Genomic DNA, 11,937 nt, shown 5'->3' on the forward strand with positions numbered 1-11,937 from the left:
AAGATGATTAAGACTGACATTTGTGATTTATTGCAGATTGAGTATCCAATCTTTCAAGGTGGTATGGCTTGGCTCGGTACTGCAGAATTAGCGGCAGCCGTTTCTGAAGCTGGTGGCCTTGGGATTATTGGTGCTGGTCATATGCCTCCTGATATTTTCCGTAATGAAATCCATAAATTAAAAGAGCGCACTAGCAAGCCTTTTGGCTGTAATATTATGCTCATGTCTCCATTTGTAAAAGAGGTTATGGAAGTAGTTGTGGAAGAACGTGTTCCTGTTATCACTACAGGTGCAGGTAATCCTGGTGTTTATGTTCCCGCTTTGAAAGAAATTGGTACAAAAGTTATTCCTGTAGTTGCATCAGTATTACTTGCAAAGCGCTTATTACGTGGCGGTATTGATGCAATTATTGCTGAAGGTACAGAGTCTGGTGGTCACGTAGGTGATATTACAACTATGGCATTAATTCCTCAAGTAGTTGATGCTGTAGATGTACCAGTTATTGCTGCTGGAGGTATTGCAGATGGTCGTGGTATGGCTGCGGCATTTGCATTAGGTGCTAAAGCGGTACAAATGGGGACACGATTCGTATTATCCGAAGAATGTATTGCCCATGAAAATTATAAAAATGCTGTATTGAAAGCAAAAGATCGTGCTACAGTTATGACTGGCTTAACAACAGGTCATCCTGTACGTATTATAGATAATGCGTTAGCTCATAAATATAAATCCCTTGAATTTAGTGGTGGTTCTAAAGAGGAATTGGAAGCATTAGGCGCTGGCACACTTCGTTTAGCTGCTATTGAGGGTAATGTAAAAGAAGGTTCTGTAATGATCGGTCAAATTTCTGGTATGTTAACAGATGTTAAACCATGTGAAACTATCATTAAAGATATCATGACTGAAGCTGAAACAGTGATTAAGAATCTTCAAGATCTTAGTAAATAAGGAGGCCCCTAATGAAAACGGCATTTGTTTTTCCTGGTCAAGGTTCTCAAAAAGTAGGCATGTTACAAGATTTGTATAATGCGTATCCTATTGTAAAACAACGTTTTGAAGAGGCTGACGAAGCACTTGGTTACTCCATCAGTAAATTATGCTTCGAAGGTCCTGATACAGAGCTCGTTAAAACAGCAAATACACAACCAGCTATTTTGACTGCATCCGTAGCTTGTTATGAAATCCTAAAAGAACAAGGCTTTACGCCTGATATCGTAGGCGGGCATAGTCTTGGTGAGTATAGTGCTCTAGTAGCAGCTGGTGTATTGAACTTTAAAGACGCAGTATATGTAGTTCATAAACGCGGTGAATATATGCAAGAAGCTGTGCCATTGGGTAAAGGCGCTATGGCGGCAATTTTGGCATTACCTCGTGAGCAAGTTGTAGAAATTTGTGAAGAAGTAAATGCTTCTGTAGGTTCTGTACAAGCAGTTAACTTCAATTGCCCTGGACAAATCGTTATTGCCGGTGAAACTGCAGCGGTGGAAACAGCAGCTGAAAAAATGAAAGAAGCAGGAGCGAAACGTGCAGTAATGCTTCCTGTGAGTGCTCCATTCCACAGCCGTTTGATGGAACCAGCAGCTCTTCGGTTAAAGGAAGAATTGGATAAGATCCAAGTGAGTGATGCACAAATTCCTGTAGTTGCAAATGTTACTGGTAAGATTTTGACTAATGCCAATGACATTAAAGAGTCCTTAGTTACTCAAGCCGCTAACCCTGTTTTATGGGAAGATTGTGTAGCTGAAATGGTAAACTTTGGTGTTACTCGCTTTGTTGAAGTGGGACCTGGGAAAGTACTTACAGGTTTTACTAAAAAGATTAACAAAGATATGGAATTAGCCAATGTTGAAGACATTGCATCCTTAGAGAAAACGCTTGAATTTTTGAAGGGGGTTCGATAAAATGCATTTAGAGGGTAAAGTAGCCATTGTAACTGGCGCATCCCGTGGCATTGGTCGCGCTGTAGCTATCAATCTAGCACAATCTGGTGCTGATGTTGTAGTAAATTATAGCGGTAGCGAAGGTGCAGCGCAAGAAACTGTTGAAGCTGTACAAGCGTTAGGCCGCAAAGCCATTAAAATTAAAGCCAATGTAGCCAATGTAGATGAAGTTGCTTCCATGGTGGAAGAAGCTCATAAAGAATTTGGTCACATTGATATTCTCGTGAATAATGCGGGGATTACGCGTGACGGTTTGTTAATGCGAATGAAAGACGAAGATTTTGATGCTGTTATCGATATCAACCTAAAAGGTGTTTACTTGGTAACTAAAGCAGTATCTAAAATCATGATGAAACAACGTTCTGGTCATATTATTAACATGACATCTGTTGTTGGTGTTATAGGTAATGCTGGTCAAACTAACTATGCTGCTTCTAAAGCGGGCGTAATTGGTTTTACTAAATCCTGTGCTAAAGAATTGGCTAGCCGTGGTATTACAGTTAATGCTATTGCACCAGGCTTTATCAATACAGATATGACTGATGTATTACCAGAAAAAGTTAAAGAAGCTATGGTTACTCAAATTCCGTTGGGCCGTATGGCTGATGCCGAAGAAGTAGCAACAGTAGCAACATTCCTTGCTAGCGATTTTGCTAATTATATTACGGGTCAAGTCATCAATGTTGATGGTGGCATGGTAATGTAGTTGTAAAATTAGACTATATATAAATACACTTTGAAAGGAGGTGAACCACTAATGAACACTTTCGATAAAGTTAAAGCAATCGTTGTGGAACAATTAGGCGTTGATGAAGCTGAAGTTACCATTGATTCTACATTCATCGACGACTTAGGCGCTGACTCCTTAGATATCGTTGAATTGATCATGGCATTTGAAGAAGAATTCAATGTTGAAATCCCTGACGACGTTGCAGAAAAAATTAAAACCGTTAAGGATACAGTAGAATATATTGATTCTGCTAAATAAGCTGTAAAGCTAACAATTCAACCGAACGGGAGGCCGAGTGGCCTCCCAACCGGTTTTATTTACAGGAGGATTTGATAGTGAAGCTCCCTGAACTTCGCATTGGGAATCTAGTGGCCAAAGTACCTATTATTCAAGGTGGTATGGCGATTAGATTGTCTACAGCTCGCTTGGCAGCAGCCGTTGCAAATGAAGGTGGTATCGGCCTTATTGCGGCATCGGGCTTGCCTTTCGATGAATTACGATACGAAATACAATTAGCTAGAAAATTATCACCTACGGGTATTATTGGTATAAATGCGATGGTAGCAGCAACTCAATTTGCTGGCTTAGTAAAGACTGCCATCGAAGAAGGCATTGATCTTGTAGTAGCAGGTGCTGGTTTTTCAAGAGATATGTTCGCAATGGGCAAAGAGTCTGGTACTCCTATTGTACCAATTGTTTCGTCCGCAAAATTAGCTCGCATTTCTGAAGGTTTAGGTGCTGCAGCTGTAATCGTAGAAGGCTGTGAAGCTGGTGGACACTTGGGGACGGATCGTTCCGCTCGAGAAATCGTTCCCGAAGTTGTAGCAGCGGTAAAAAACATTCCAGTAATTGCTGCTGGTGGTGTTCTAGATGGCCGTGATATCGTTGAAATGTTAAAAATCGGTGCTAGTGGTGTTCAAATGGGTAGCCGTTTTGCTGCTTCTGATGAATGTAATGCATCTGATGAATTGAAAAAAATGTATGTACGAGCTACAAACCCTGAGGATATAGTATTGATTCAAAGTCCTGTTGGTTTGCCTGGTCAAGCAATAAAAAACAAATTTGCTGAATCTGTTTTAGATGGTACTGTAGCGCCTCCAACGGTGTGTGATAACTGTTTAAAACATTGTTCCCATAAATTCTGCATTATCCGTGCTCTTTCTCGCGCACAACAAGGTGATGTGGAAACGGGGTTGGTGTTCTCTGGCAATAATATGAGAAAAGTCGATAGGATTATGCCAGTTAAAGATATCTTTGCTCAATTAAAACAGCAAGTAGCAGAGATTGATTAATTTAAAGGGCTGTATAGCTATAAGAGGTGGAATAATTGGAAAAACGTGTAGTAATTACTGGCTTAGGGGCAGTGACTCCTGTAGGTATCGGTAAAGAGAACTTCTACAATGCGTTATTGGCAGGTCAATCTGGTATTGGGCCGATTACACGCTTTGACGCATCTGACTATGCAACACGCATTGCGGGTGAAGTAAAAGACTTTGATATTACAAACTATGGGGTAGATAAGAAAGAAGCTCGTCGTATGGACCGTTCTGTAGAATTTGCTATCGGTGCAGCTGTTCTTGCTTGTGAAGATGCTGATCTTGATTTAGATAAAGCAGATTTAGATCGCTGTGGTACTGTAGTTGGTACAGGTATAGGCGGTATTGACTCTATCCATGAGGTGTATGAAACATTATTCGAAAAAGGTCCTGGCCGCGTAAGTCCATTTGCAGTACCTATGATGATTGCAAATATGACATCTGCACGCGTATCTATTCGCCTTGGTCTTAAAGGTCCAGTTATTACAGACGTAACTGCTTGTACTTCTGGTACAAATGCGATTGGCGATGCATTCCGTATCATCCAACGTGGTGATGCTGATGTGATGTTTGCTGGTGGTACTGAAGCTGCGGTATCTCCGGCTGCTGTAGCTGGTTTTGCGGCTATGAAAGCTATGTCTACACGCAATGACGAACCAACAAAAGCGTCCCGTCCATTTGACCGTGACCGCGATGGTTTCGTAATGGGTGAAGGTGCTGGTATCGTAGTTCTTGAAGAATTAGAACACGCAAAAGCACGCGGTGCGCATATCTATGCTGAAGTTGTGGGCTATGGTAGCAATGGTGATGCTTACCATATCACTGCACCAGCTCCAGGTGGTGTTCAAGCTCGGAAATGTATGGAATTAGCAATTAAAGATGCAGGTATTGATCCTAAAGACGTTAACTACATCAATGCTCATGGTACATCTACTGGCCTTAATGACCAAAATGAAACATTGGCTATTAAAGAATTGTTCGGCGATCACGCTAAAAATATCGCTGTTAACTCTACAAAATCCATGACAGGTCACTTGTTAGGTGCTGCTGGTGCTATCGAAACTATCGTAATGGCGATGGCTATCGAAACTGGTAAAGTTCACCCTACAATTAACTGTGACAATCCTGATGAAGGTTTGGATCTGGACTATGTTCGTGAAGGCGCACGTGAACTTCAAGTAAAATGTGCACTTTCTAACTCTTTCGGTTTTGGTGGTCATAACGGTACACTTTGCATTCGCCGTTATGAAGCTTAATGGTTACTATCGAAACGCATAAGAGTAAGATAACACAAGCTCGTGAAGAATCTCTTCATGAGCTTGTTGCTCGTTTAGACATACCTGTGTCAGATATATCCATTATAGATTGTGCTTTTACACATACTTCTTATGCGAATGAACATAAATCAAAGCATATTCATCACAATCAGCGATTAGAGTTTTTAGGCGATGCTGTTTTGGATCTTATTATTGGGGAATACCTATTTAAGACATATCCAGATATGGCTGAAGGTAATTTAACGAAAATTAAGGCCGCTACAGTGTGTGAGGATTCTTTAGCATCTGTGAGTCGTTCTTTGCAACTAGGACAATATTTATTGCTCGGTCATGGAGAACGCGCTTCCGGTGGTAACGATCGAAACTCTATATTAGCGGATACCTTTGAGTCTCTCATCGGTGCCATTTATATTTCTACAGATTATCAAACGGCTATGGCCTTTGTTTTAAAGCATTTAACTACCTATATCATGCAAGCCTTAGAAGGTAAACGGGGCAAAGATTATAAGACATTATTACAAGAATATGTGCAACGCGATGGGGATAAACATATTGTCTATCATTTGCTCAGTGAAAGTGGTCCCGATCATGCTAAAACCTTCCATATGGAGGTTGAAATTAATGGTGTTACTTACGAGGCCGGCTCTGGTAAAAGTAAAAAAATTGCAGAACAACATGCGGCTCAATTGACTTTAGAAAAGTTGATGGCTGATAAATAGAAAAGCGCCGAATGGCGCTTTTTTTGTATAATAGTATGTGAGTAATATATAGTATGTGAGTAATAATCTATATAATGATAGATGAATAATGATCTATATAATGATAGATGAACAATAATCTATATAATAGTAGATGAATAATAATTTTTACATAAGAAGAGGAGGTGTCTATGAAACCATTTGGTATGATTCCCTTTTTTATACCTCACGTAGGTTGTCCCTATGTATGTACATTTTGTAATCAATCTCGTATTACAGGCCAATCTGGTATTAGTCACCTAACTCCAGAATATATACAACAAACAATCAAAGACTATGTAGGAACAAAGCGGAATGAAAAGTTTTGGGAGGTTGCCTTTTATGGTGGATCATTTACGGCTATTACTAAAGATTTACAACATAAATTATTAATGCCTGCCTATGAAATACTTCAACAGGGCCTCATTGATGGCATACGTTGCTCTACAAGACCTGATGCTGTAGGTGATGAAGCGATTACATTATTACAGTCTTATGGAGTAAAAACTGTAGAACTTGGTGTGCAGTCTATGAATGATGGTATTTTAGTCGATGCTAAGAGGGGGCACACGGCACAAGAGGTAGTAGAGGCTGTTACACGATTAAAACATCGTGATATGACCGTTGGAGTTCAACTTTTACCAGGACTAAAAGGAGAGACATGGCAAACCATAATAGAAACGGCCATTGCAGTAGTCGCATTACGACCTGATTTTGTACGTATCTATCCCGTACTAGTTATAGAAAATACAGAGCTAGCCGACCAGTATAGAGCTGGAGAATATAAACCACTAAGTACTGAGCTAGCTATACAGTATTGTTCATTTTTAAAAGATTGGTTTGAACAGCATGGTATTGAAGTCATTCGCACGGGTTTACAAAGTACAGAAGAATTAGATTCTAGGAATAGCTTAGTAGCGGGGCCATATGAGCCCGCTATGGGGGAGCTGGTTGTGAACGAACAGTATAAGCAGCGAATTGAACGTTGTATTGATGAGCATGCATCTCAGTATACGTACGCACTAAGTAACGATTGTTTTAATCTAACTGACTACGCTACTTATGAAAATCTAGGATTTAGTGGAGTTAGTGCTTATAATGCTGATAATAGTGGATATATAGATAACACTAATAATGATAGAACAAATTATATTAGGAATAATGGTATTGCAGTACAGCATAATATTGTTATTTCTTATCCGAGATGCTTAACATCTAAGGTGCGAGGCCTTAATAATCGAAACGTTAAATACTTTCAGATTCAGTATCCGCAGTATGCATTTGAATGGTGTGAAGAACGCACGAGAAATACCGTTCGTTGCTGTATTGATGGCCTGCAATATGTGTTATAATAAAAGATATGATTATTTAGGGTTGTTGGTAGAAAGGAGGCAGTCATGCAATTACTTCGGTTGGAATTAAAGGGCTTTAAATCGTTTGCGGATAAAACGATTGTAAAATTCTCACCAGGAATGACTGCCGTTATTGGTCCTAACGGAAGTGGTAAAAGTAATATTACGGATGCTATGAAATGGGTATTGGGAGAATCCAATGTCCGTAATTTGCGCGGTCAAAAAGCAGAGGATATTATTTTCTCTGGTACGGAAAAGCGCAAACCTATGAGCGCTGCTGAGGTTACACTTGTGTTTGACAATAGTGACCAACAATTAGATATAGATATGGCTGAGGTAGCCATTACACGCCGTATATACCGCACTGGTGAAAGTGAGTTCCTCATTAATAAGCGATCTTGTCGTTTAAAGGACATACATCTTTTACTAGCAGATACCGGTCTTGGTAGAGACTCCATGGCTATCATTGGGCAGAACCGAATTGATGCTATTTTAAATTCTAAACCTGAAGAACGGCGCCTTATCTTTGAAGATGTAGCAGGTATTTCTCGCTTTAAGATCAATAAAGAAGATGCATTGCGTCGTATTGCCAGTACAGATCGTAATATGGAGCGTGTACGAGACGTAATGGCTACCATTGAAGAGCAATTAGGACCTTTGTCTGAAAAAGCGGAAAAGACTAAAAAATATATGACCTTAAGCCGCGCAAAGCGCGATTATGATGGGGCATTAGGCTTCCACAATTATAAGACCTCTGATCGTCTTTTAACACGTTTTGAAAACGATAATATTGCCTTTAAAGATGAAGAAATTGAGCTTCAAACTGAATTGTCTAAATTAGAGGCTCGTCGTCACGAATTGCAATCGTCCTCGTCAAAAGAGCAGGAACAGCTTAAGTTGTGGGAGGCTCAATATACTGAAAAGCAACGCGATGAAGAACGCTTATCTGGTCATTTACGTCTCTTAGAAGAGCAACTAAAAACAGCGCGCCGTGAATTAGATGAAACGTCTATGCGCATTAGCGAGCTAGAGGCTACGCAAAAGGGCGAGGAGCAACAATTGCGCATCTTAAATCAATTGATTCAAGATGAAAGTGCTCAATTAGTAGAAAAAGAGTCTAATCTAGAAGAATTAGAAGCGAGTTACAAAAAGGCTGTTGAAGATGTAAGGTCAGAACAAGCTAAGTTCCAATCCTTGCAATCCAATCGAGAGGCTTTTGAGAAACGTCAATTAGAAGTTGTGAGTGCTATTGAAACGGCTAAGGCTAGTATTCGGAGCTTAGAAGCTCGCAAGGGGGAAAGTAAAAATCAATGTGCTATTCTAGAATCTGAAATAGCACAGGTAGATAGTGAACTACAAGTCGCTCGTTCTGAATTTGAAGCGCTAGGTCAAAAGTTTAATGCCTTATCTGCTCAACGACAAGCCCTCGTTGATGATGCTAAGGATGCGGTCATGAAAGCGCGTGAAGAGCGTAAGGAATTACAAAAGCTGCGCACTCAAGAACAACGTGCAAAAGGTCGATTAGAACTATTAGCACAGTGGGAGGAACAGCACGAAGGTTACTTAGAAGGCACAAAGAACATCCTCAATGGTAAAGGTTCTTGGCGCGAACAGATCACGGGCGCTGTTGGCGATCTCTTTACGGTAGAGGAGAAATATACTACGGCTATCGAAACGGCCTTAGGCGGTAGTGTTAACCACGTTGTAACTACTACAGCTCGCGCTGCTGCGGAGGGTGTCAATTATTTGAAATCTATCCAAGGTGGTCGCGTAACCTTCTTGCCGATGGATTCTGTTAAAGGTAAACCATATGATACACCGGCTTTACATGAAAGCTGTGTATTAGGCACTGCTGTTGATTGTATTTCTTTTGATAATAAATACGCCCATATTTTCCAATACTTATTGGGGCGCACCTTGGTAGTGTCTTCCATGGATGATGCCATTGGATTACAGAAAAAATACAATCAGCAATTGCGCATCGTAACTCTTACAGGGGAACAATTTCAACCTGGTGGTTCTCTAACCGGTGGTGCCACAAAACGTAAGCGTGCTTCTGTATTGAGCCGCAAGGAAGAGGCTGCTAGTCTTGAACAAGAACTGGTACAAATTGAAGAACAAATTCGCTCCTTAATAGCTAACTTAGAAAGCCTTGAAAAACGGGTTGAAGAGACTGAAAAGGATCAAGCGACTCTTGATGAAAGCTATCAACATACGAACTTACTCTATGTGGCTAGTGAAACAAAGGTACAAAATATACAAAATCAGCTGGATCGTAAGAAACGTGTTCTCCATGAAGAAGAGCAACGTTTAGTACAAATTGATATTGATTTGGCTACTACAACAGCTAACTTGAAAGATCAAGAAACAGCATTAGCTTCCTTGCAAGAGGATCATGGTATGGATGGTAATCAAGGGGCGTTGATGGGTCGATTAACCGTGTTGCAAAAGGTGCAACAAGAGGCGTATGAAGCTTTTACAGAAGCTCGCCTTACTTGTGATACCTTGCGACATACCATTCAGGAACGGGAATCACAACGTGAACAGCGTAATCAGTCTATTTCTAGTATTATTGAGCGTTTAACACCACTTCGTAATTTGTTAGTGAGTACTACACAACGCTATGAAGAGGATATCCCTCTGGCTCAGGAAGTTGCAGAACAAGAGTTGACCTCTGCTACGGCTGAGGTTGAACGATTACGTGCCCTTCGCGATGAAGCTTATGATAAAACATCTACGGGGCGCGAGGAAATGGAATCTATCCTCAGTGAGCAAGACCGATTGAATCAACGCTACAAAGTGGTGCAAGGTCGCCTTGTTGATATGGAAGGTAAAATTACACGTCATCGCATGGACTGTGAGCGCTTTGTAGAAGAATTACAAGAGCTAGGCTTTACTTTGGAAGATGCTCAAGTCCTTCGCATTGAAGGCTCCGTTAGCGATTGGAAGGATGAGCAAGCTCGTTTGATAGCCGAAATTGCCGAATTGGGTCCAGTCAATCCAAATGCCGTTGAGGAATACGAAGAGACTAAAGAACGCTATGATTTCTTAACCACACAATTAGCTGATTTAGATACGGCAAAGGCGCAATTACAGGCGGTTATTGCCGAAATGGATAAGGCGATGAGTACACAGCTATATGATGTATTGGATGTGGTAGGCCGTAGATTCCAAGAAGTATTCAGCCAATTGTTTGGCGGTGGTACTGCGCAAATTGTACTTACTGATCCAGATAATATCTTGACGGGTGGTATCGACTTCTACATTCAACCACCAGGGAAAAAGCGTCAACAATTGACACTTTTATCGGGTGGTGAGCGTGCTCTTACGGTTATCGCTTTATTGTTCTCATTCCTTGACTATCGTCCAGCTCCGTTCTGTGTGCTTGACGAAGTTGACGCGGCGCTTGACGAAGCTAATGTTGAACGATTTAGCTCTTACTTAAATCGAATAAATAAAGAAACACAATTTATCGTTGTATCTCACCGTAAAAAGACGATGGAAGCTGCCGAAGTACTTCAAGGGGTAACCATGGTGGAACGCGGTGTATCGCGATTATTAACAGTAGCATTTGAAGATGTGAAGGAGGATCTAGCATAATGGCATTTGGATTCTTTGATAGAATTAAAGACGGTTTAGAGAAAACTCGTAAGTCTTTTGTAAAAAATGTAGAAAGCATCGTTATTGGTTATGCGCAAATCGATGATGATTTTTTAGATGATTTAGAAGCAGTTATGCTTACTAGTGATCTAGGCCCTAAGACGACAGAATACTTGATGAAAGAAATTCGTCGTGGTGTAACAGAAGGTATCATTAATCATACAGGCGATGTAATGCCGTTTATGGAAGACCGCATCACGGAAATGCTCATCGATCAAGAAGATGAAATTACTTTGCACCATCCTGAGGTTATCCTCGTAGTTGGTGTAAATGGTGTTGGTAAAACAACGACAATCGCTAAATTGGCTAACTATTATACTAAAGAAGGTAAAAAGGTTATCATTGCTGCAGGTGATACATTCCGTGCCGCTGCAGCTGACCAATTATCCATTTGGGCTGATCGCGTTGGTGTGCCGATTGTTAAACATAAAGAAGGCGCAGACCCTGCTGCCGTTGTATATGATGCAATGGAAGCTGCGAAAGCTCGTAATGCAGACCTTGTTATCGTAGATACGGCTGGTCGTCTACATACTAAGGTTAACCTTATGGAAGAGCTTAAAAAGATGGGGCGCGTAGCGAATAACCACGTAGAAGGTGCGCCGCATCAAACATTGCTCGTTTTAGATGGTACTACGGGTCAAAATGCAGTAAGCCAAGCTAAATTATTTGGTCAAGCTGTACCAGTAAATGGTATTGTAGTAACTAAACTAGATGGTACAGCAAAAGGCGGCGTAGTTATCTCTATTAAAGAGGAACTGGGCGTACCCGTACGCTGGATTGGCGTTGGCGAAGGTATGGATGACTTGCGTCCATTTAATGCAAAAGAATTTGCTAATGCACTATTTAATAAAGGAATGATTCAAGGTGACAAATAAATATAACCGGGAATTCTTACTTGAATATGTAGAATCTGAAAATAAAAAAA

The 11,937-nt window shown here is 40.7% G+C and carries 10 protein-coding genes; all 10 read left to right on the top strand.

Annotated features, from left to right (window positions below; genetic code table 11):
- Positions 1 to 3: 3 nt before the first annotated feature.
- The 10 genes from fabK (at position 4) to ftsY (ending at position 11,887) form a co-directional block, all read left to right on the top strand.
- Entirely contained in the window at positions 4 to 948 is a 945-nt protein-coding gene (gene fabK / locus AAA071_RS00495) for an enoyl-[acyl-carrier-protein] reductase FabK (RefSeq protein ID WP_316055155.1), read from the top strand.
- Between the two features lie 11 nt (positions 949 to 959).
- The gene (gene fabD / locus AAA071_RS00500) at positions 960 to 1,901 is read left to right on the top strand and encodes an ACP S-malonyltransferase (protein ID WP_004693437.1); all 942 of its coding nucleotides are present in this window, start codon (positions 960 to 962) and stop codon (positions 1,899 to 1,901) included.
- Between the two features lies 1 nt (position 1,902).
- Positions 1,903 to 2,646 (top strand): 3-oxoacyl-[acyl-carrier-protein] reductase, encoded by a 744-nt coding sequence (fabG, locus tag AAA071_RS00505; protein ID WP_287525351.1) that lies wholly within the window; start codon positions 1,903 to 1,905, stop codon positions 2,644 to 2,646.
- Positions 2,647 to 2,697: 51 nt separating this feature from the next.
- Positions 2,698 to 2,928, top strand: a complete 231-nt coding sequence (locus AAA071_RS00510) for an acyl carrier protein (protein ID WP_004693441.1) — start codon at positions 2,698 to 2,700, stop codon at positions 2,926 to 2,928.
- A 77-nt stretch (positions 2,929 to 3,005) separates the two neighbouring features.
- On the top strand, positions 3,006 to 3,962 hold the full coding sequence (locus AAA071_RS00515; protein ID WP_008600668.1) for an NAD(P)H-dependent flavin oxidoreductase: 957 nt from the start codon (positions 3,006 to 3,008) through the stop codon (positions 3,960 to 3,962).
- Between the two features lie 35 nt (positions 3,963 to 3,997).
- Positions 3,998 to 5,242 carry a beta-ketoacyl-ACP synthase II gene (fabF, locus tag AAA071_RS00520; protein WP_004693446.1) on the top strand — a complete coding sequence of 415 codons (1,245 nt, stop codon included), beginning with the start codon at positions 3,998 to 4,000 and terminating at the stop codon, positions 5,240 to 5,242.
- The gene (gene rnc, locus AAA071_RS00525) at positions 5,242 to 5,982 is read left to right on the top strand and encodes a ribonuclease III (protein ID WP_004693448.1); all 741 of its coding nucleotides are present in this window, start codon (positions 5,242 to 5,244) and stop codon (positions 5,980 to 5,982) included. Before fabF ends, rnc begins: the two co-directional genes overlap by 1 nt.
- Positions 5,983 to 6,152: 170 nt before the next feature.
- Positions 6,153 to 7,352 carry an elongator complex protein 3 gene (locus AAA071_RS00530; RefSeq protein ID WP_316581450.1) on the top strand — a complete coding sequence of 400 codons (1,200 nt, stop codon included), beginning with the start codon at positions 6,153 to 6,155 and terminating at the stop codon, positions 7,350 to 7,352.
- A 45-nt stretch (positions 7,353 to 7,397) separates the two neighbouring features.
- Positions 7,398 to 10,952 carry a chromosome segregation protein SMC gene (gene smc / locus AAA071_RS00535; RefSeq protein WP_024061461.1) on the top strand — a complete coding sequence of 1,185 codons (3,555 nt, stop codon included), beginning with the start codon at positions 7,398 to 7,400 and terminating at the stop codon, positions 10,950 to 10,952.
- Positions 10,952 to 11,887 carry a signal recognition particle-docking protein FtsY gene (gene ftsY, locus AAA071_RS00540; protein ID WP_004693455.1) on the top strand — a complete coding sequence of 312 codons (936 nt, stop codon included), beginning with the start codon at positions 10,952 to 10,954 and terminating at the stop codon, positions 11,885 to 11,887. The genes smc and ftsY overlap by 1 nt, the downstream gene beginning before the upstream one ends.
- Positions 11,888 to 11,937 lie beyond the last annotated feature (50 nt).

The sequence above is a fragment of the Veillonella parvula genome (assembly GCF_040097785.1).
GTDB classification, from domain to species: Bacteria; Bacillota; Negativicutes; order Veillonellales; family Veillonellaceae; genus Veillonella; species Veillonella parvula_D.